Source organism: Tissierella sp. QWL-11, assembly GCF_058683765.1.
This window is the reverse complement of the sequence record NZ_CM178750.1, coordinates 210343-232081: the sequence shown is the minus strand read 5'-3', so window position 1 is coordinate 232081 and position 21739 is coordinate 210343. Positions and strand designations below refer to the sequence as shown.

13 protein-coding genes, 1 tRNA gene and 3 rRNA genes are annotated in these 21739 nt (G+C 33.8%); 4 read left to right on the top strand and 13 right to left on the bottom strand.

Annotation, left to right across the window (positions count from 1 at the left end):
* Positions 1 to 8: 8 nt before the first annotated feature.
* The 4 genes from AC4PG3_RS01150 to AC4PG3_RS01135 all read right to left on the bottom strand — a co-directional run bounded on the left by AC4PG3_RS01150 (position 9) and on the right by AC4PG3_RS01135 (position 2660).
* Positions 9 to 278 carry a putative Se/S carrier protein gene (locus tag AC4PG3_RS01150; protein WP_492197250.1) on the bottom strand — a complete coding sequence of 90 codons (270 nt, stop codon included), beginning with the start codon at positions 276 to 278 and terminating at the stop codon, positions 9 to 11.
* An 8-nt stretch (positions 279 to 286) separates the two neighbouring features.
* Positions 287 to 883, bottom strand: coding sequence for a sulfurtransferase-like selenium metabolism protein YedF (yedF, locus tag AC4PG3_RS01145; RefSeq protein WP_492197249.1), 597 nt, complete (start codon positions 881 to 883; stop codon positions 287 to 289).
* Between the two features lie 21 nt (positions 884 to 904).
* Entirely contained in the window at positions 905 to 1993 is a 1089-nt protein-coding gene (locus AC4PG3_RS01140; RefSeq protein WP_492197248.1) for a DUF5711 family protein, read from the bottom strand.
* 79 nt (positions 1994 to 2072) lie between these two features.
* Positions 2073 to 2660, bottom strand: a complete 588-nt coding sequence (locus AC4PG3_RS01135) for a HutD family protein (RefSeq protein ID WP_492197247.1) — start codon at positions 2658 to 2660, stop codon at positions 2073 to 2075.
* Positions 2661 to 2774: 114 nt separating this feature from the next.
* Between AC4PG3_RS01135 and pdxR the strand changes: the two genes are divergently transcribed.
* The gene (pdxR, locus tag AC4PG3_RS01130; protein WP_492197246.1) at positions 2775 to 4223 is read left to right on the top strand and encodes a MocR-like pyridoxine biosynthesis transcription factor PdxR; all 1449 of its coding nucleotides are present in this window, start codon (positions 2775 to 2777) and stop codon (positions 4221 to 4223) included.
* 120 nt (positions 4224 to 4343) lie between these two features.
* Here pdxR and AC4PG3_RS01125 read toward each other — a convergent pair whose 3' ends face one another.
* From AC4PG3_RS01125 to AC4PG3_RS01105, 5 genes are all read right to left on the bottom strand, one after another.
* The gene (locus AC4PG3_RS01125) at positions 4344 to 6158 is read right to left on the bottom strand and encodes an LTA synthase family protein (RefSeq protein WP_492197245.1); all 1815 of its coding nucleotides are present in this window, start codon (positions 6156 to 6158) and stop codon (positions 4344 to 4346) included.
* A gap of 70 nt (positions 6159 to 6228) precedes the next feature.
* Positions 6229 to 6345 (bottom strand): 5S ribosomal RNA (gene rrf, locus AC4PG3_RS01120).
* 35 nt (positions 6346 to 6380) lie between these two features.
* A 23S ribosomal RNA gene (locus AC4PG3_RS01115) occupies positions 6381 to 9299 on the bottom strand.
* A 191-nt stretch (positions 9300 to 9490) separates the two neighbouring features.
* Positions 9491 to 9566: transfer RNA gene (locus AC4PG3_RS01110), tRNA-Ala, on the bottom strand.
* 117 nt (positions 9567 to 9683) lie between these two features.
* Positions 9684 to 11216 (bottom strand): 16S ribosomal RNA (locus AC4PG3_RS01105).
* The 16S, 23S and 5S rRNA genes sit together here with 1 tRNA gene alongside, the layout of an rRNA operon.
* 509 nt (positions 11217 to 11725) lie before the next feature.
* Between AC4PG3_RS01105 and AC4PG3_RS01100 the strand changes: the two genes are divergently transcribed.
* The gene (locus AC4PG3_RS01100; RefSeq protein WP_492197244.1) at positions 11726 to 12475 is read left to right on the top strand and encodes a CPBP family glutamic-type intramembrane protease; all 750 of its coding nucleotides are present in this window, start codon (positions 11726 to 11728) and stop codon (positions 12473 to 12475) included.
* An 83-nt stretch (positions 12476 to 12558) separates the two neighbouring features.
* Here AC4PG3_RS01100 and AC4PG3_RS01095 read toward each other — a convergent pair whose 3' ends face one another.
* Positions 12559 to 13251: a GntR family transcriptional regulator gene (locus tag AC4PG3_RS01095; RefSeq protein WP_492197243.1), complete on the bottom strand. Its 693-nt coding sequence runs from the start codon at positions 13249 to 13251 to the stop codon at positions 12559 to 12561.
* A 176-nt stretch (positions 13252 to 13427) separates the two neighbouring features.
* Here AC4PG3_RS01095 and AC4PG3_RS01090 point away from each other — a divergent pair, with 176 nt between their 5' ends.
* Positions 13428 to 14573 (top strand): IS91 family transposase, encoded by a 1146-nt coding sequence (locus tag AC4PG3_RS01090; protein ID WP_492195896.1) that lies wholly within the window; start codon positions 13428 to 13430, stop codon positions 14571 to 14573.
* A 29-nt stretch (positions 14574 to 14602) separates the two neighbouring features.
* A complete protein-coding gene (locus AC4PG3_RS01085) occupies positions 14603 to 14839 on the top strand; it encodes a hypothetical protein (RefSeq protein ID WP_492195895.1) in 237 nt (78 codons plus the stop codon).
* Between the two features lie 143 nt (positions 14840 to 14982).
* On the opposite strand, the gene AC4PG3_RS01080 is transcribed toward AC4PG3_RS01085, so the two are convergent.
* From AC4PG3_RS01080 to nifJ, 3 genes are all read right to left on the bottom strand, one after another.
* Entirely contained in the window at positions 14983 to 16314 is a 1332-nt protein-coding gene (locus AC4PG3_RS01080; RefSeq protein WP_492197242.1) for a sodium-dependent transporter, read from the bottom strand.
* Between the two features lie 127 nt (positions 16315 to 16441).
* Complete coding sequence (locus AC4PG3_RS01075) at positions 16442 to 17836, bottom strand: tyrosine phenol-lyase (protein ID WP_492197241.1); 1395 nt, start codon at positions 17834 to 17836, stop codon at positions 16442 to 16444.
* Between the two features lie 375 nt (positions 17837 to 18211).
* Positions 18212 to 21739 carry a pyruvate:ferredoxin (flavodoxin) oxidoreductase gene (gene nifJ, locus AC4PG3_RS01070; RefSeq protein ID WP_492197240.1) on the bottom strand — a complete coding sequence of 1176 codons (3528 nt, stop codon included), beginning with the start codon at positions 21737 to 21739 and terminating at the stop codon, positions 18212 to 18214.

Sequence of the window (21739 nt, the reverse complement as noted above, 5' to 3'; positions counted from 1 at the left end):
TCACCTTCCTACCTATTGATTACCTCAGCTTTTGAGTTAGAACCATCCTTTGTAAATTTATAAAATCCATCTATACTTATCTTTCCCTCTTCTATTATCTTTTTTATTTTTTCTATATCATTTATTGAAGTTAAAATTGATAGTCCACAGCTATGACTTACTTCTCTAGGTGTAGGTATAGTTTTAAAATCCATATCTTCTTCCTCAAGAACTTCTTCTGCTTGAATAGCATAATGGGTAGATTTAAAAGTAATCAAGGCATATTCTCGTTTTTGCATATTTTCTCCTATCCTATAATTATATTTTTTTCAGGATCTCTCAATTTCTCATAAATAGTATACATATTTGAAATTGATCCTATTTTTAAATTTTCTTTTAAATTTAAAAAATCTAAGCAAGTTCCACAGGATATTATCTCTACCCCGTCATCCTTTAATTTATTTAAATCATCAAGGACTTCAGATCCCTCACAAGTAAGCCTAACCCCTCCATTGTAAAATAGCAAAGTCTTAGGATAAGGTTTGGTCTCACTTAATGTATATATGAAACTCTTTATAAGTATCTTACCTAAACTCTCATCTCCACTTCCCATAGTGTCAGAAGAAAATCCTATTGTCATATCTTCAAATTCATTTACATCATTTACAACTTCACTTGCATTTGATACATTTCCCTTGTCTATATGAATATAATAATCCTTGTCAGATTTTTCAACTGAAAATTCATATCCTAAACTTTTTACTAGTTTTGATACATTTTCCTTTGCAACTTCATTGTCTACAATAGTAGTAATCTTGCCATCTTCTATACTATCTAATTGTTTTTTTGTCATTATGACAGGTTTAGGACAAGCCTGATTTCTTGCATCTACTGTTTTCTTCATATTAATCATCCTCTTTCTGGTTTAATTCATGCTTTTCTTATATTTTAAATGGTATAAATCTATAGAATCCTTTAGTCTTATACCTATTAAATCTTCACCTTTATGAAGTTTTTTTATCTCTTCTTCTAATTCGTACTCTAATACCTTTTCTCCATTTTTTATACCTAAAATATCATGATTTCCATATAAAAATGCATAATCATCATAGGCAAATATTTTATTATATTCCTTTGGAAATATAAATTTTTCTTGTATTTCTCCATCTAAATTTAAAATCTCTAAGTTTACATCATAAAGCATATATATTTCTCCGTCTATTACCTTTATATCTTTTATAAATGGAAATGGCTTTTGCCATTTTATCTCTCCTCCATTTATCAAATATAAATTTAAATTGGTTAAAACCAATTGTTGTTCATTTATAAATTTAGTGAATAAAATCATCTCTCCAGGAAAATTTATAGTATTTTCTAGACTCCCATCTGATTTATATATATTTACATAACTCTCTAAACCATCCTCCATACTTATATTAGATACTAAGTATTTTGAAGCTTTTTCGTCTATTGAATATGTGAGTATATCTTTTAATTCTATATTTTTTACAATTTCTTCTCCTTTAGAATCCAGAATAATTAATTTCTCTTGATCCTCAAACTTAATATGGGTTAATAGATTTCCATATTCTTCTTTAAGATTAAATATACCCTTATCAGTTTCTAATTTTTCTATAACTTCACCATTTGAGTTTAGAGCATATATATTACCTAGGGCTCTATCCATTACATATATCTTTTCTCCTCCAAATAATATATCAGGACTAGCAAACTCAAAATCTTTTTTCAGCAAAACACTACCATCTAAGGACAATACACTTAGACTATTTTTATTCCAATTTAAAATTCTTTCTTCATAAAGTTCAGTAGTTTCAATTTCTTCTAAAGAAATCTTATTTACATATTCCAAAGACATCTCTCTCACTGAAAAAGACTTTAGCTTGTCTAAAAAAATAGAAAAACTGTCTTCCCTTAAAACGAAAAGACCTATTATTATAATCACTATTACAGATATTTTCAATCCCCTATTCTTTATACCTTTTTCCTTTTCCATAAATACTCCTTAACTTTTAAATTATCTATCCTATTAATTGTATAATAATTTAAGATTTATTTCTACATTTCAAACTAATTTATACAGTTATTATTGACCTTAAAATCATATTTTCCTCATTGGAGCTTATACTTATATCTATTTTATTATTAATTTTCTTTGTATCTAATATTAACAATTCATTTGGATTTAAATCATACTCTTTTTCATTTATTTTAAACTTAAAATGTCCATTATAAGAGTAAAATATATCCAATACATTATTTGCAGTATATAAATTTACTTTGCCCTCTACTTTTATACTTTCTAATTTTCCCTTTGCCTTGTCTCTTAACATAAGATTAAAATCTCTTACTTTTCCATAACTAGTAGTATCTATACCACCTAGAAACTCATATACTTCAAAGGGTTTAAGATTTATAAATTTTTCACCATCATGGGTAAGTTTTAGTTCTCCATCTAATGGAGTTATAAATCTATTTACTCCAACAAGCTTTGTAAATATTGACTCTTCTAGTTCCACAGTTGCAGAGCTGATTCTAAATTGAAAGTCTTTTTCCTTATAATTAGATCCTTCAGGATATATGAAAAGCTCTGTAGTCTTTCCACCTGACCAATTTGTAGTAATAAATTCATCTTCTTTTATTATCTTTACAGCTTCATTCATAATTTTATCTCTCCTTTATTTTAATTATATACTATTTTACCATCATTATTAATTATTTTGTAATTACTCCCAATTTTGTTATAATCTAAATATCTAGATATCGAGGAGGATTCTATGAAGAATTTTAAATTAAATAGAAATATAGATACACCTTTATATATACAGCTATATGAACATTTTAAAACTCAAATCGAAGAAAATCAAATAAAAGCTGAAAAACTTCCATCTATAAGACAACTTGCAAAATCCCTGGGAGTAAATAATGTAACTATAATAAATGCCTACAAGCTTTTAGAAAATGAAGGATATGTATATTCTATTGAAGGAAGTGGAACATATATAAAAAAAATTCAAAATGAATTAAACTTAAATTTACATGAAGAAGATACAGAACTAATGATATCTGGCATACTACCAATGTCTAAAGATAGTATAAATTTTGCTTCTATTTCTCCTACTTCAGATTTATTTCCCATTGAAGAGTTTAAACAGGCACTAGTGCAAGTTTTAGACAAAAATGGTGGCGAAGCTTTTTTATATCCTGAAATTATAGGCTTTAAGGATTTAAGAGAATCTATATCTAAGTTTTTATTTATGAACTATGATACAAAGGTATCTAAAGATAAAATTTTAATTACCTCTGGAAGTCAACAAGGACTAGATATTATCTCAAAGACCCTTGTAAATACTGGGGATACCATAATAGTTGAAAATCCAACTTATCCTGGGGCAATCTCCGCCTTTAAATCTAGAGGAGCAAAGATCATAGGGGTAGATATGTTGGAAGATGGTATAGACCTTTTCAAATTAAAATCTATAGTAAAAAAGCACAATCCAAAATTTGTATATATTATGACTAATTATCAAAGTCCTACTACTTATTCCTATAGTGAAAAAAAGAAAAGACAATTGCTCAGTATGGCTCATGAATTTAACTTTTATATTATAGAAGATGATGTACTTACTGACCTTTCCTTTGAAAAAAAGATGAACCCTATTTTAAAATCTATAGATAGAGATGAAAAGGTTATATTTATTAAATCCTTTTCAAAGATATTTATGCCTGGAGTAAGAATTGGATTTATAACCTTACCAAGCAATCTATTTAAGGAAATAATTAGGGCTAAACATACTACAGATGTATCTTCATCTGGATTTTTACAAAGAGCCTTTGACTTATACTTGAGAATGGGATACTGGAAAAATCATATTCAAATGGTAAGAGATGTCTACAAAGAGAAATATGAAATTATGCTAAAAAATCTTGATAGATTTCAAAAATATGGATTAGAAGTCTCTAATCCTAGAGGGGGACTTAGTCTATGGGTAAAATTACCCCATAATGTAGACGCTATATCTTTATATGAAAAATCTCAAAAAAGAGGATTATCAATAATCCCTGGCAAAGTCTTCTTTATTGACGATATAATTTATTCTAATTATATAAGACTTAGTTTTGGAGGAGTTTCAGAAGAAGAAATAATAAAAGGTCTAGATATATTAGAAGAAGAAATAAAAGAAGAATTAAGTAATAATAAAAATAATTACCTGCCCTTTGTTTAAAGGCAGGTAATTATAACGAATAGGAAAATTCTGCTTCTACATTTTATAATTTAGAATTTTACCGTGAATGAGTTTCAACAAAAGCTACCTTTAACGCATCAATAGGTGCTTTTGTTATTTTTAATCTCTAAAATTTCTTCCATAATAATATTGTACATAGTTAAACTCTTTCCATAGAGATAAATTTTCATCTGATAACTCTCTTGTATATTCTCCATTTTCCTTAAAGTACATATTATGATTTACATCAAAATAATTCTTTACATGATGTAGATATCCCATATATTCATTGCCTTCCCAACCTAAGTATTGGAAGAGCTGTGGCATAAGAAAATTGGGACTTATATTTGGAATTTCACCTATAAAATCTTTATTAAAGACATGTTTAGCCTGTTCATTCCCCCAAATTATATAGGGAGTTTCATAGTAATTCAAAAATCCATCTATAGTTGATAGGTCCATATCTATATCTAACATATCATACCCAGAATTGTCTTCTCCAAGCCAAGGATTATGATCTCCAAATATGATTACTATAGTGGGTTCATCTTCTTTTTTATAATAATCTATAAGCTCTTCTAGGGCATCATTTGTATCTTTTATTCCAGCTAAATAATTATTTATAATATTATATTCATTGCCTGTATAGTTATCCCTTTTCTTTAAATACTCAAAATCATGAAGTTTATCAACAGAGTATGGTCCATGATTCTGGTAAGTTGTAGAAAAATGAAAATATGGTTTGCCTTCCTCTTTACTATTCTCATAACCTTCTATAATATATTTAAAGAAATCCTTATCATCTAAAAATTCTTCATCTATACCTTGAAATTTATTTTCGTAGTAGTCGAAATTCTCAAATCCAATATACTCATTTACATTTCTTCTATTGTAAAACCAGCCATAGTTTGGATGCATTGTCTCAGTCTTATAACCTTGTTCTTTAAAATACCAGGGAAAGGCATTGGTATTTTTAAAGTATCTAGGATGAGAATTATACCCATTTAGAAATCCCCATTCTGTATTTATAGTACCTCCTGCAAATACATTTGTAACTAATCTACCTCTCAGAGATTCTTCTTGTAATTTATGAAATTTTTCATACACACTTTTATCAATCTCTATATTTTCAAACTTTGAAAAATCATTATAGGCCTCTAACATTATAGCTATTATATTTACTTTTTCATCTGATTTTATATCATGATATTGAAATCTCTCTAAAACTTCTTTTGCTTCATTTTCATCATAACCTTCTAATTGTCTATCCTTAAGATCAGTAGCACTATATATAAAGGGATATAAAAATCCCTTTGACTGAAATTGTTGAGTTTGAGACCATCGATTTATTAAATCCTTATTTCCAACTCTTTCATATATTTCTTCATCAAAATAAAATCCACTGCTAATCATAATACCTATGATTAGTACAAATCCTAAAAAACTGAATCTAATCTTTTTAGTATTTATTTTAAACTTTATAAAAGCTTTTAAAATTATAGAAATTAAAATCAAAGACAATAAAATAACTATCATAGGTAAATTTGGAGATATATCATATCTAGAGGCCATATCTCCTGCTTCTGTGAATAACTTTATATCTATAAATTTAAATGGCTCATCTCTGTACATAAGTTTAAACTTATTCACAATTGACATTACAAATAAGATTACACTAGTTATAGAAAAACTTATCCACAGTTGATTAAATAAAAGAGCAAAGAAACTCATAGTTAAAAATATGGGGATAAAGTTCATAAGCATTAACCATTTGCCTTGATAATAACTTCTAAATAATATGGGATCAAAGCTTGCAGTTGAAAAGAAAAAGCTTATACTCATAAGTAAAGTACTTAAGATCCCTATTATAAATACAGTTAAGACACCTTTATAAAATTGCTCTTTATCTATTTTATCTTTAATCTTTTCTATCATTTAATTTTCCCTCCTATGATAAGAACCCCTTACCGCATCTATTATGCAGTAAGGGGTTCTTATATATGTAGCCCGGCGACTTCCTACTCTCCCAGGGCGTTGCCACCCAAGTACCATCGGCGTTAAGAGGCTTAACTTCTGTGTTCGGTATGGTTACAGGTGTGTCCCTCTTGCTATCGTCACCAGACGAAAACTACTTAGCAATTTATCTTTGATCATTTTTTGGTCAAGTCCTCGACTTATTAGTATCTTTTAGCTTCAAGTATTACTACTCTTTCACCTTAGACCTATCTACCAGGTGGTCTTCCTGGAGTCTTACTCTATTGATGGGAAATCTTATCTTGAGGGGGGTTTCGTGCTTAGATGCCTTCAGCACTTATCCCTTCCAAACTTAGCTACTCAGCCATGCCTCTGGCGAGACAACTGATACACCAGCGGTTTGTCCATCCCGGTCCTCTCGTACTAAGGACAGCTCCTCTCAAATTTCCTACGCCCACGACGGATAGGGACCGAACTGTCTCACGACGTTCTGAACCCAGCTCGCGTGCCTCTTTAATGGGCGAACAGCCCAACCCTTGGGACCTACTCCAGCCCCAGGATGAGACGAGCCGACATCGAGGTGCCAAACCTCCCCGTCGATGTGAACTCTTGGGGGAGATAAGCCTGTTATCCCCGGGGTAGCTTTTATCCGTTGAGCGATGGCCCTTCCACGCGGTACCACCGGATCACTAAGTCCAACTTTCGTTACTGCTCCACTTGTAGGTGTTGCAGTTAAGCTTCCTTTTGCCTTTACACTCTTCGCACGATTTCCGACCGTGCTGAGGAAACCTTTGAGCGCCTCCGTTACTCTTTAGGAGGCGACCGCCCCAGTCAAACTGCCCAACTGACAGTGTCCCTATACCAGATAATGGTACCAGGTTAGAATTCTAGCCTAACAAGAGTGGTATCCCACATTTGACTCCACCAAGACTAGCGTCCTGGTTTCTTAGTCTCCCACCTATTCTGTACATGTTATGCCAAAATCCAATGTCAGCCTGCAGTAAAGCTCCACGGGGTCTTTCCGTCCTGTCGCGGGTAACACGCATCTTCACGTGTACTACAATTTCACCGGATCCTTTGTTGAGACAGTGCCCAAGTCGTTGCACCTTTCGTGCGGGTCGGAACTTACCCGACAAGGAATTTCGCTACCTTAGGACCGTTATAGTTACGGCCGCCGTTTACTGGGGCTTAAGTTCTAAGCTTCGGATTACTCCTAACTCTTCCCCTTAACCTTCCAGCACCGGGCAGGTGTCAGCCCCTATACTTCGTCTTTCGACTTAGCAGAGACTTGTGTTTTTGGTAAACAGTCGCTTGGGCCTATTCACTGCGGCCAGATGATCTTTCGATTGTGCAATCTATCCTTCTCTGGCACCCCTTCTCCCGAAGTTACGGGGTCATTTTGCCGAGTTCCTTAACAAAGGTTCTTCCGCTCGTCTTAGGATTCTCTCCTCGCCTACCTGTGTCGGTTTACGGTACGGGTAGTTAAATACTCGATAGTGGCTTTTCTTGGCAGCATGGAGTCAGTTGCTTCTCTACTTGTTTTTCGATCCCCATCACATCTTGGAATTATGGGAACGGATTTGCCTATCCCCACTTCCTACTTGCTTAGACGCGCTTTTCCAACTGCGCGCTCAACTTATCCTTCTGCGTCACCACATCTCTCAAACGCATTTATCTAGTACAGGAATTATAACCTGTTGTCCATCGCCTACGCTTTTCAGCCTCGGCTTAGGTCCCGACTTACCCTGAGTGGACGAGCCTTCCTCAGGAAACCTTGGGCTTTCGACGGGTGAGATTCTCACTCACCTTTCGCTACTTATGCCAGCATTCTCTCTTGTGTTAAGTCCACCACTCCTTTCGGTGTAGCTTCAAGCCTAACACAATGCTCCTCTACCATCCTTTCGGATCCACAGCTTCGGTACCAAATTTAGCCCCGGAAATCTTCGGCGCAGGGTCTCTCGACCAGTGAGCTATTACGCACTCTTTAAATATATGGCTGCTTCTAAGCCAACATCCTGGTTGTCTGTGAAACCCCACATCCTTTCACACTTAATTTGGATTTAGGGACCTTAGCTGGTGGTCTGGGCTTTTTCCCTTTCGACTATGAAGCTTATCCCCCATAGTCTGACTCCCAAGTATATGAGTATGGCATTCGGAGTTTGATAGGCTTTGGTAACGCTATGCGCCCCTTAGCCAGTCAGTGCTCTACCTCCATCTCACTTTATCTTGAGGCTAGCCCTAAAGCTATTTCGAGGAGAACCAGCTATCTCTGAGTTCGATTGGCTTTTCACCCCTATCCACAGGTCATCCGATAACTTTTAAACGTTACCCGGTTCGAGCCTCCATTGAATTTTACTTCAACTTCACTCTGCCCATGGATAGATCACTCAGTTTCGGGTCTATGGCATACAACTAATTCGCCCTATTAAGACTTGGTTTCCCTACGGCTTCGTAACTTAATTACTTAACCTTGCTGCATACCATAACTCGCTGGCCCGTTCTACAAAAAGTACGTGGTCACACATATAAAGTGCTTCCACTGCTTGTAAGCATAGGGTTTCAGGTTCTATTTCACTCCCCTCCCGGGGTTCTTTTTACCTTTCCCTCACGGTACTATTCTCTATCGGTCACTAAGGAGTATTTAGCCTTGGGAGGTGGTCCTCCCTACTTCCCACAAGATTTCTCGTGTCTCATGGTACTCTGGAGAAAAGCCTGTATAAACTTAGTTTCGACTACAGGACTATCACCTTCTTTGGTGAGACTTTCCAGTCTTCTTCGTCTACTAATTTTATATCCTTTGCTTTTTCCTTAACCCCAGATAAATCTGGTTTGGGCTGTTTCCCGTTCGCTCGCCGCTACTTAGGAAATCGAATTTTTCTTTCTCTTCCTCAGGGTACTTAGATGTTTCAGTTCCCCTGGTCTTCCTTCATACACCTATGTATTCAGTGTATGATACTTGAGGGTTGCTCAAGTAGGTTTCCCCATTCGGACATCTCCGGATCAAAGTCTATTTGCGACTCCCCGAAGCATTTCGGTGCTTATCCCGTCCTTCATCGGCTCTTAGTGCCAAGGCATTCGCCCTATGCTCTTAATAACTTGACCTTAAAAATTTTGATCTATTTTTTATTGCTTTTGTAGTTTTCAATGTTCATGCTTACTAAAGTTTACGCATTCACTCTTTCGCTCACTTTAGTTCGCTACACTGTCCGTTTTGTCTACAATTTGCTATGCTCATTGGACAAAAAGGCAATGTTCAGTTTAATAAATCCACAACAGTGTCTCTTGTGAATTAGTGGTGGAGATGAGGAGAGTCGAACTCCTGACCTCCTGCTTGCAAGGCAGGCGCTCTCCCAACTGAGCTACACCCCCATAAACAACTAATAACCAACATTTATAAAGCTTTCACTTTATTGTCAATTTGCATTTGACTGTTAGTCATTAATAGATATATATAAGAAAACAGTGTGAGTACTTTAATCTCCTTAGAAAGGAGGTGATCCAGCCGCACCTTCCGATACGGCTACCTTGTTACGACTTCACCCTAGTCATTGACCCTACCTTCGACAGCTGCTTCCTTGCGGTTAGCTCACTGGCTTCGGGTATCGCCAACTTCCATGGTGTGACGGGCGGTGTGTACAAGACCCGGGAACGCATTCACCGCGGCATTCTGATCCGCGATTACTAGCAACTCCAACTTCATGTAGGCGAGTTGCAGCCTACAATCCGAACTGGGATCGGCTTTTAGAGATTCGCTCCTTATCGCTAAGTGGCTCCTCGTTGTACCGACCATTGTAGCACGTGTGTAGCCCAGGACATAAAGGGCATGATGATTTGACGTCATCCCCACCTTCCTCCGATTTATCATCGGCAGTCTCTCTAGAGTGCTCAACTTAACTTGTTAGCAACTAAAAATAGGGGTTGCGCTCGTTGCGGGACTTAACCCAACATCTCACGACACGAGCTGACGACAACCATGCACCACCTGTGTCCTCTGTCCCCGAAGGGAAAACTCTATCTCTAGAGTGGTCAGAGGCATGTCAAGCCCTGGTAAGGTTCTTCGCGTTGCTTCGAATTAAACCACATGCTCCGCTGCTTGTGCGGGTCCCCGTCAATTCCTTTGAGTTTCATACTTGCGTACGTACTCCCCAGGCGGAGTGCTTAATGCGTTAGCTGCGGCACCGAGGTTTGACCCCCAACACCTAGCACTCATCGTTTACGGCATGGACTACCAGGGTATCTAATCCTGTTTGCTCCCCATGCTTTCGTTCCTCAGCGTCAGTATAAGTCCAGAAAGTCGCCTTCGCCACTGGTATTCTTCCTAATATCTACGCATTTCACCGCTACACTAGGAATTCCACTTTCCTCTCCTTAACTCAAGCCTTCCAGTTTCAAATGCTTACCACGGTTAAGCCGTGAGATTTCACATCTGACTTAAAAGGCCGCCTGCGAACCCTTTACGCCCAATAATTCCGGACAACGCTCGCCCCTTACGTATTACCGCGGCTGCTGGCACGTAATTAGCCGGGGCTTCCTCCTAGGGTACCGTCATTATCGTCCCCTAGGACAGAACTTTACGACTCGAAAGCCTTCATCGTTCACGCGGCGTCGCTGCATCAGAGTTTCCTCCATTGTGCAATATTCCCCACTGCTGCCTCCCGTAGGAGTCTGGACCGTGTCTCAGTTCCAGTGTGACCGTTCACCCTCTCAGGCCGGTTACCCATCGTTGCCTTGGTGAGCTTTTATCTCACCAACTAGCTAATGGGACGCGAGACCATCTTTCACCGCTTTACGCTTTGACTTTTAAATAATGCTATCTAAAAGTATCATAAGGTATTAATCCCAGTTTCCCGAGGCTATCCCTTTGTGAAAGGCAGGTTTCTCACGCGTTACTCACCCGTCCGCCGCTAAGATAATAAAAGAATCAATCCGAAGAAATCTTCTTTTAAAACTTCGCTCAACTTGCATGTGTTAGGCACGCCGCCAGCGTTCGTCCTGAGCCAGGATCAAACTCTCATTTAAAAGTTTAAGTTTGATTGGCTCAATTATTTGTTGTTAATTGATTTTGTGTGTTTAGATTCAAAGTATTTCACACTGTTTAATTATCTAAGTTCATAGTCATCTCTCAGTATAACTACTCAAATTTATTTACTCGCTATGCTCGTATAAATTTGGTGTTATTTGCGGCTGACCTACATCTAACTCACTCTCGTTCGTTGTGTTAGGTCAAGCTCTCTTGAGGCGACTTTATTAGTATAACAAATCTTTTGTTTCTTGTCAACTAATTTTTAAAATTTCTTTTTGTTTCCTTTTTTGTTGCTGTGTTGAATTTTGTCTGCATTTGTTTTGCCGACTTGTAATATATTACACTGTTTTAAAGTATATGTCAACAGTTTTTGTGAAAAACATTTAAATTAATTTTAAAATGGTCAAAATTACAGGTTTTTAATGTTTTTTTCCTATATATATGATAAAATTAATTTAATATCCTCTATTATCATCGACCAAATATTTTAATTGGAGGACTCAATTTGAAGAAAACTTATATTCAATTTTTATCCATATCTTTTTTAATAAGTTATTTAGCTTTTGGTGCAATAATTTATTCTAAAACTCCTTTTAGAGAGATATTTTTAAATCCTCTTTATCTACTTATATTTATAATAGGATTTTTAGGACCTTTCATATCTTCATTTATAGTATATAATTTCAATAATAAAAGCTTAGGTGGTACAAAGGGATTTATAAATACATTTAAAACAGTGGAAAATAAAAAGGCCATATACCTAGTACCATTATTCCTAATAGCTCACTATGGCTTTGCTATGATTTTAAATAATATTTATTCATATGGTAGTTTTACTAAATTTATATATTATCTTCCCATTGCATTTATAGCATTAGGATCTCAGGAGATAGGTTGGAGAGCCATATTACAACCAGCATTAGAGAAAAATAAAGGTTTTTGGAAATCAATAATTTCTACTGGACTATTTTGGTCTCTATGGTTTTTACCACTTTTATTTATTCCAGGATTTTTTATATTACCACAGTTTTATTTACAATTTGCAATGTATTTAGTAGGAATAAGTTTTTTACTATCTACAGTTTATAGAGTTAGTGGTAGTATTTTGTACTGTTTATTCTTATCTACTTTAATATTTAGCTTATATCCAGTTATAGTTTTAAAACCAAACTTTGTTTTATTAGCTTTAGCAGTTCTTGAAGCAATGCTTTCAAGTATTTATAAAGATAAAGTAGCAATCTCTACTAGTAAGTAAGCTTAAAATTAAATAGACTTATAGTGTAGAACTACACTATAAGTCTATTTAAAATTCCTCATAATTTATTTTGAGCCTCTAAATTAAACATCCTTCTTTAATTGCTCTTTTTTTAACTGTTCTTTTTTATCCTTAAAAATCTTTTCAAATATATCTTCAGCTACTCTATAGTGTTCTTCAGTTAACTTCGTAGCTAGTTCATAATCCTTATTTTTAAAAGCATTTGTGATTTCTTTATGTGTCTTTATACTATTTTCTTGTATTTGAAAGGTCTTCGGTTCGTAAAAACTTCTTACAAGCATTTCATGAAGTACATTATACTCTTTAAATAATTTATTTAGTCTAGAATTATTTGAATAATTTATAAAGGTTTTGTGAAATTTATAGTCATAATCATAAAATTTATCTGTGCCTATGTTTTTTTGTTGAAGTGCCATATATTTTTCTAATTGACTTACTACTTCATTTACATCAGCTTTTTGTGATGTTAATTTTACACCAGTATTTACTATATATAATAAAATTTCATTTATTTCAACAAAAAATTCATAGTCAAAATCAACAACTTTAGCTCCAGTTTTTTTAATTGAAGTAATTAAACCATCCTGGTAGAGTCTATTTATAGCATCTCTTATAGGAGATGAACTAACCCTAAATCTCTTTTGTAAAGTTCTATTTACCAGAATTGACCCAAAGGGGATGTCTCCCTTTAATATTTCCATTTTTAATATATCGTATATTTGATCACTTAAGCTTTTTTTATTGATTAATCCCATAAAGATTCCTACTTTCTTATAATTATTACATAAGTATACCATATTTTTTGAAAATTATGTAGAAACTTTGATATTAAATAAAAATAGCGTCTACGACGCGTTAAAATCTTAAATTTTAACTTTCTTTTTAAAATTAAATTTGTTTTCATTTGGGTATAAATATTTTGGTGATATTTATGCCCAATATTTCTTTTAAAATTAAAGATATCTTTGCAGATCATTGGGATGCTTTTCTTAATGAAGGTTATCCTATTAGACCTACTGTTTTAAAAAATGTTGATAAAATAATTAAATGTGGTGACTCTTCAATGGGACACGCACTTTATCACTGTGAACACTGTGGTAAGTTTAAGCATGTCTATTTTACTTGTAAAAGTCGTTTTTGTAACTCTTGTGGCGCTAAGTATATTCAAGATCGTGCTTCTTCAATTTCTTCTAAACTCATTAATTGCAAACATCGTCATATTGTTTTTACTATTCCTAAAGAGCTTAGAATTTTCTTTAGCAGAGATAGAAAGCTTCTCAATCTATTTTTCAAGGCTAGTGCTGATACTATTCTAACTTGGTTTTTTAAATTAAATAAATCTGAGAATTTGAAGCCTGGGTTTATTTCTACTATGCATACTTTCGGTCGTGATCTTAAATGGAACCCTCATATACATATGCTTTTAACTGAAGGTGCTTCTGGTAACAGAACTGTTTGGAGAAAAATCTCTCATATTCCTTTTAATATGCTCAGGAAAAGGTGGCAAGCTACTATGCTTTCATTTCTTCATAAAAACCTTGGTTCTTCTTTTTATTCTCTTAAATCATATTTGTTTAAAAATTATCCTAAGGGTTTCTATGTTTATGCTAATCCAAATGTTAATTCTAAATCTTCTGAGGCTGTTAAGTATATTATTCGATACACTGGGCGTCCTGCTATGGCTCAGTCTCGTATCATTAATTATGATGGTGAATTTGTTGAGTTTTACTATGATCGCCACGAAGACAACAAACGGGTAGTTGAAAAAATACATGCTATGGATTTTATTAAGCGTTTAATTATTCATATTCCAGAAACACAATTTAAAATGATTAGATATTATGGTCTTTATGCTAAAAAATATTCTCATTCTTCTAAGCTCTATCTAATGGATACTGTTTCTAAGAAAAACTTTAGAAAAAAGTATTCTAATTGGCGTGCTAGACTTCTTCTTGCTTTCGGTGTAGACCCTTTATGGTGTTCTTGTGGGCATACAATGGAACTTGTTGATATTTTTCATTCAGGAGAAAACCAGTATATTGATAATTTTCCTTCTCAATTGTATAATAGTGCTTAGTAATTAATTTAGCACTGTGGAGGTGTTTTATGAATATTCTTGAAGGTTTTTCTAAAAATGATGATTTAGTAGAATTTATTTGTACTAAATGTGGTTATTCCCTTTGGGTTCCTAGTTTCATTGTAAATCAATTAGAAGAGGATAATATTTTTAATGGTCTAGCTCCATCTGTTCCACCACAGCCTTATTGCCAAGTTTGTGATGGTATTATGACTCCAAAATCATATACTGGTATTCGTGGTGTTCACTATGAATACAAAAAGTAATCTAATTTCTATTAGATTTTTTGGTATGCTTTAATTTAAGAGCATACCTATTTTTATTTAATAGGAAAGTAGAACTTTCCTATTAAATAAAAAAATGAGTAGAGCCAATTAAGTCTCTACTCCCAATATCTCTTAAGTTTAATCTAGAAAGCTACTTTCATAAATAGAGCTACTATACACAATATAGTTGCAAATGGTACGTACACAAATTTACCAATATTATACCATAAATCTCCCTGTTTATTTTTAGCACCTAAGTTTATTTCCTCAAGAAGATCCTCTTTTTTCATAATCCAGAACCAAGATATGGCTCCTAGAGTTGCCCCTATTGGGATTATATATATAGATACAAAGTCCATCCAAGGTCCCCATCTGTATATAGCTTCCATATTAACTCCTATGCCAAAAGTAATCACTGCTAATAATATTAACATTGGAACACGCTTTAAATTAGGGAATTTATTCATTAGAGATTCTCCAACAACCTCAAACATATTTTGTAGTGAAGAAATTCCACCAAATATTACTGCTGTAAATAAAATTATGGCAAATACCTGTCCCATAGGTATATCTTGTAGTATTTGAGGTAATGTTACAAATAATAGACCTGGACCTGATGCAACATCTATATTGTATGCAAAACAAGCTGGTATTATAACTAAAGCTGCTACAATTGCCGCTATTATATCAAATATAGCAGTACTTCTTGCTGCGTCTGGTATATCTGCATCATCTGATAAATATGCTCCATATACGATCATACCACTGCCTGTAATAGATAAGGAGAAGAATGCTTGCCCCATTGCCCAAATCCATACCATAGGATCAAGTAATGCCTCCCATCTTGGGAAAAACATAAATTTATATCCTTCCACTGCACCTGGCAGTAAAGCTACTCTAATAGCTAGAATCAAGAAAAGTACAAAGAATAAGGGCATCATAATTTTATTAGTCTTTTCTATACTATCTGCTCCAAGTGTCAATGTAAACAATGTACCAACTACAACTATAATGTGAAAAGGTATAACTGAATAATCTTGTAATGCAAAGCTTTCAAACCAAGGACCAGGATCTACAGTCATAAGACTTCCGCTAATTGATTGAGTAAGTCCTTTTAATACATATGATATAATTACTGCATAACCTATTGCTATACACATTGAGCCCGCTAAAGGTAACCATCCTACATATTTACCTATCTTTTCTTTTCCACCTGATTCCCAAGCGTTTTCGTATGCACCGACAGTACCAGTTTTTGCTCTACGACCAATTGCATATTCTGCTGTAAGTCCTACATAACTAAAAATTCCTATAAATATAAGATATGCTACTAAAAATGCTCCACCACCATTACTACCTAATTTGTATGGAAATCCCCATACATTTGCCATACCTACAGCTGAACCTACACAGGCAAGGATAAATCCCCACTTTGAAGCAAATTGATTAGTGTTTTGTGTACCTTTTGTATCCATATTTCCCTCCCAGTTTTTAGTCTTATAATAGGAGTCATTATAAGATATTATTTGAATTTTCTAACTTTTTATTATAAATTACATTGTGAAGTTTTAAAACTTCACAATGTAATTTTATAATCAATTATTACTTATCTTTGTATTCAAATTTTGCAGTAAAGAATCTTAATTGTTCAGGCTCGTAAACAAATTTAAGAGGTCTTATGTCTTCTTTATGCTTATAAAGATTGATAACAGACTCAGCTACTACATCCATATGTCTATAAGTATAAACTCTTCTCGGAATAGTAAGTCTTACAGTCTCTAGTTTTGGTTTATGATTTTCACCAGTTTCTACATCTCTACCTGCAGATACTATACCACGTTCCATAGATCTAACGCCAGAGTCAATATAAAGTGAAGCTGCTAAAGATTGAGCTGGGAATTCTTCTTGATCTAAATGTGGACAGAATCTTCTTGCATCTAGGAATACTGCATGGCCTCCTATTGGCTCAACTACAGGAACTCCAGCTTCTTTTAATCTTTCCCCTAGATATCTAACTTGTTTAATTCTATGCTCAATATATTCATATTGCATAGCTTCTTTAAATCCTATAGCTATAGCTTGCATATCACGGCCAGTCATACCACCATAAGAAGGCATACCTTCATAAACTACAACTATTTCTTTAGCCTTACCAAATAATTCATCATCATTTATAGCCAAGAATCCACCTATATTTACTATACCATCTTTTTTACCACTCATAGTAGCTCCATCAGAATAGCTAAACATTTCATGAACTATTTCTTTTATAGTCTTATCTTCAAAGCCTTCTTCTTGTTCTTTAATAAAGTAAGCATTTTCAACACATCTAGTAGCATCAAAGAATACTTTTATATCATGCTTTTCACATAATTCATGAACTTCTTTCATATTTTTCATAGATACTGGTTGGCCACCAGCTAAGTTTACAGTAACAGCTAGACACACATAGGCTATATTTTCTGCACCTTTTTCATCTATTAACTTTTGAAGTTTATTTATATCTATATTACCTTTAAATTTAATATCTTTTCCAGCATCATGAGCATCATCTTGTATAATGTCTACGAAAATACCACCATTTTTCTCTTGATGATATCTAGTAGTTGTAAAATACATATTACCTGCTACATATTGTCCTGGCTTAATAGCTATACTAGAAAGAATATTTTCTGCTCCACGACCTTGATGAGTAGGAACAACATGCTTAAATCCAAATAATTCTTTTATAGTTGACTCTAAGAATATCCAGTTTTTACTACCAGCATAGGCCTCATCACCTATCATCATTGCAGCCCATTGTTGATCACTCATGGCATTAGTTCCAGAGTCAGTAAGTAAGTCAATATATACGTCTTCAGATCTTAAGTTGAATGTGTTATATCCTGCCTCTTTCATAGCTTTTTCTCTTTCTTCCCTAGAAATCATGCTCACAGGTTCAACACTTTTGATTTTAAAAGGTTCTGCAGGATACTTGTTTAAATCCATATAATCCATTATATATTCCCCCTAATATTTATAATATTTTTATGATGCATCATACATCATCGACCAACTTCATTGTATAATATCATTTCTAGTAAGTCAATAGGAAAACGATATTTTATTTATTAATTTTTTTGAAAATTATAATTTATCTACTTAAATATTTTAATCTCTTGTATCTTTTCTTTGGAAACTACAGCCATATACAATTCAAATAACAAATATAATATTGAAATTTAATTTAATAAAAAAGCGGTAACCATATTATATATAACATAGTTACCACTCTTCTGATTATTTATTTCCTAATTCGTAAATGTTGTAATTATTTAAATCTAAAAAAACTACAGCTTTTCATTAAGTTTTAAATAAAGTGTATTTTAATATTTAATTTGTCTCTGCCATTTTTTTATAGCTTTCATATCTCTCTTTAGCATCTTTTTCTGCCTCATCAAATAAATCATCTGCTATCTCAGGAAATGCTCTTCTGAGTGAAGTATATCTTACTTCTGAATTTATGAAATCCATAAATGGTTTAGTTGGCTCTTTTGAATCCAAGACAAATGGATTTTTCCCATCTTCTTTGAGCCTTGGGTCAAATCTATATAGATGCCAGTAACCTGTATCCACTGCTAATTTTTCTTGAGCTATAGATGTACCCATTCCAGTTCTTATACCATGGTTTATACAAGGAGCATAAGCTATTACAATAGATGGTCCATCATAACTTTCAGCCTCTTTCATTGCCTTTATTACTTGATTCATATTAGCTCCCATTGCCACTTGAGCTACATATACATATCCATAAGTTGTCATCATTAGGCCTAAGTCTTTTTTCCTTATTTTCTTACCTGAAGCTGCAAATTTTGCTACTGCTGCTATAGGAGTTGCCTTAGATGATTGACCACCTGTGTTAGAATATACTTCAGTATCCATAACTAATATATTGAAATCTTCACCTGAAGCCATTACATGGTCAAGTCCTCCATAACCTATGTCATATGCCCATCCATCTCCTCCAAATGACCAGACAGATTTCTTAATCAAAAAGTCTTTTCTATCTTTTATTTCTCTTAATATCTCATTTACCTTTTCATTTTCATATTTTTCTTCAAGTCTAGGCAGAATCATTCCTGTTGCTGCTTTTGATTCTTTTGGGTCTTTAATTCCTTCTATCCATTGCTTAAAATACTCATTTAATTCTGAATCTAATTCTAAATCCAAAAACTCTTCCATCAAGAATTGTAGTTTTTCTCTTGTCTTTCTTATTCCTATTGCCATACCATATCCATACTCAGCATTGTCTTCGAATAGTGAACTTGCCCATGCTGGTCCTTTTCCTTCATGATTTTGACAGAATGTAGTTGTAGGTGCTGAACCACCCCAAATTGATGAACAACCTGATGCATTAGCTATAAGCATTCTATCACCATAAAGTTGAGTTATTAATTTTGCATAAGGTGTTTCACCACAGCCTGCACAAGCACCTGAGAATTGCAATAGAGGTTGCTTAAATTGACTTCCTTTAAGTGTAAATTCATTCATTAAGTCTTGTTTTGGCTTTAATGAAATTGCATATTTCCAATTTTTAGTTTGTACTTCATATTCTTTTTCAAAAGGTTCCATAACTAATGCCTTTTCTTTAGATGGACATACATCTGCACAGCTTCCACATCCTGTACAATCTAGTACTGATATTTGTATTTTATATTCTAAGCCTTTTAATGCTTTACCTACTGCTTTTTTAGTTTCAAAATTATCTGGTGCATTTTCTTTTTCTTCTTCATCTAATAGGAAAGGTCTTATTACTGCATGAGGGCATACATATGAACACTGATTACATTGAATACAATTTTCTTTTACCCAATGTGGCACTTCTACTGCTATGCCTCTCTTTTCATAAGCTGCTGTACCTTGAGGAAACTCTCCAGCTTCTCTTCCTTTAAATGTACTAACAGGCAATTGATCCCCTTCTTGCCTATTTATAGGAATCAATACATTTTTTATAAACTCTGGATAGTCTTCTTTTTCTACTTCTTCGTCTTTTATATTTTCCCAAGCATCTGGAATTTCTATTTTGACCAAGGATTCTATACCCTTATCTACTGCATCATAGTTCATATCTACTATTTTTTGTCCTTTTTTGCCATATGCCTCTACTATTGATTTTTTAAGATGTGAAATAGCTTCATTTAGTGGTAATACCTGTGATAATTTAAAGAATGCTGCTTGCATTATCATATTGGTTCTTCCACCTAAACCTATTTCCGCGGCTATCTTAGTTGCATTTATAGTATAAAAGTTAATATTGTGTTTTGCCATATATCTCTTCATTTCAGCTGGAAGAGACTCTTCTAAATCCTCTTTTCCCCAAATTGTATTCAGCAAGAATGTTCCACCATCTTTCAATCCTTTTAATAAATCATATTGATATACATAGGACTGTTTTGAAGAAGATATAAAGTCAGATTCTGTCAATAGATATGTTGATTTTATTGGCTCATAACCAAATCTTAAATGAGATACAGTTATACCACCTGATTTTTTACTATCATATGAGAAATATGCTTGAGCATACATATCTGTGTCGTCACCTATTATTTTTATAGCTTGTTTATTTGCTCCAACTGTCCCATCTGAACCAAATCCCCAGAATTTACATTTGATTGTCTCTTTTGGCTCTGTATTTATAATTTCTTTTATCTCTAAATTTGTATAAGTTACATCATCTTCTATTCCTATTGTAAATCTATTTTTTGGATCCTCTAATTTTAAGTTTTCATATACTGCTAAAATTTGTGAAGGAGTTGTATTTTTGGATCCAAGACCATATCTTCCTCCAACTATTACAGGGATTTCTTTTTTTCCAAAAAAACTATGTGATATATCTAAATGTAATGGCTCAGCTATGGAACCTTTTTCTTTTGTTCTATCCAATACAGCAATTTTATTTACTGTCTTTGGCAACACATCAAATAGATATTTTGTAGAAAATGGTCTATATAATCTTACTTTAATTAGGCCTACTTTTTCTCCTCTTTCTAAGAGAAAATCTACTGTCTCTTCTATTGTATCTGTAACTGAACCCATTGCTACGATTATTCTCTCTGCTTCAGGATCTCCATAGTAATTAAATGGCTTATAATCTCTTCCAGTTATCTTATTTACTTCTTTCATATAGTCATTTGTTATATCTGCTACTTTATCATAGAACACATTTGAAGCTTCTGTAGCTTGAAAATATATATCTGGATTTTGAGCTGTACCCTTTGTCACTGGTCTCTCTGGATTTAATGAGTTATTTCTGAATTCTCTTATTGCATCATAATCTACAAGCTTTGCAAAGTCATCATAGTCTATTACTTCTATTTTTTGCAATTCATGACTTGTTCTAAATCCATCAAAAAAGTGTAAAAATGGAATTCTACTTCTTATAGCTGAAAGATGAGCAATTCCCCCTAAGTCCATTACTTCTTGTACTGAACCAGAAGCCATCATTGCAAATCCTGTCTGTCTAGTTGCCATAACATCTTGATGATCTCCAAATATACTCAAAGCATGAGTTGATAGAGCTCTTGCTGATACGTGGATTACACCTGGTTGTAATTCGCCTGCCATTTTATACATATTTGGTATCATAAGTAAAAGTCCTTGAGAAGCTGTATAAGTTGATGCCAAAGAACCAGCTGTCAAAGCACCATGCATTGCTCCTGCTGCTCCTGCTTCTGATTGTAATTCCGAAACCATAACTTCTTGTCCAAAAATGTTTTTCTTCCCATTGGCTGCCCATGCATCTACATGCTCTGCCATATCTGATGACGGTGTTATAGGATATATAGCTGCTACATCTGTAAAGGCATATGATACATATGCTGCTGCTGTATTCCCATCCATTGTTTGCATTTTTCTATTCAT

Bases quoted from the DNA above. Each gene is read 5' to 3' on its own strand.
- AC4PG3_RS01075 (WP_492197241.1), bottom strand. From the start codon at position 17,836: ATGGATTATATGGATTTAAACAAGTATCCTGCAGAACCTTTTAAAATC.
- AC4PG3_RS01150 (WP_492197250.1), bottom strand. From the start codon at position 278: ATGCAAAAACGAGAATATGCCTTGATTACTTTTAAATCTACCCATTAT.
- nifJ (WP_492197240.1), bottom strand. From the start codon at position 21,739: ATGAATAGAAAAATGCAAACAATGGATGGGAATACAGCAGCAGCATAT.
- AC4PG3_RS01135 (WP_492197247.1), bottom strand. From the start codon at position 2,660: ATGAATGAAGCTGTAAAGATAATAAAAGAAGATGAATTTATTACTACA.
- AC4PG3_RS01095 (WP_492197243.1), bottom strand. From the start codon at position 13,251: ATGGGATTAATCAATAAAAAAAGCTTAAGTGATCAAATATACGATATA.
- AC4PG3_RS01125 (WP_492197245.1), bottom strand. From the start codon at position 6,158: ATGATAGAAAAGATTAAAGATAAAATAGATAAAGAGCAATTTTATAAA.
- AC4PG3_RS01140 (WP_492197248.1), bottom strand. From the start codon at position 1,993: ATGGAAAAGGAAAAAGGTATAAAGAATAGGGGATTGAAAATATCTGTA.
- AC4PG3_RS01090 (WP_492195896.1), top strand. From the start codon at position 13,428: ATGCCCAATATTTCTTTTAAAATTAAAGATATCTTTGCAGATCATTGG.
- AC4PG3_RS01080 (WP_492197242.1), bottom strand. From the start codon at position 16,314: ATGGATACAAAAGGTACACAAAACACTAATCAATTTGCTTCAAAGTGG.
- pdxR (WP_492197246.1), top strand. From the start codon at position 2,775: ATGAAGAATTTTAAATTAAATAGAAATATAGATACACCTTTATATATA.
- yedF (WP_492197249.1), bottom strand. From the start codon at position 883: ATGAAGAAAACAGTAGATGCAAGAAATCAGGCTTGTCCTAAACCTGTC.
- AC4PG3_RS01085 (WP_492195895.1), top strand. From the start codon at position 14,603: ATGAATATTCTTGAAGGTTTTTCTAAAAATGATGATTTAGTAGAATTT.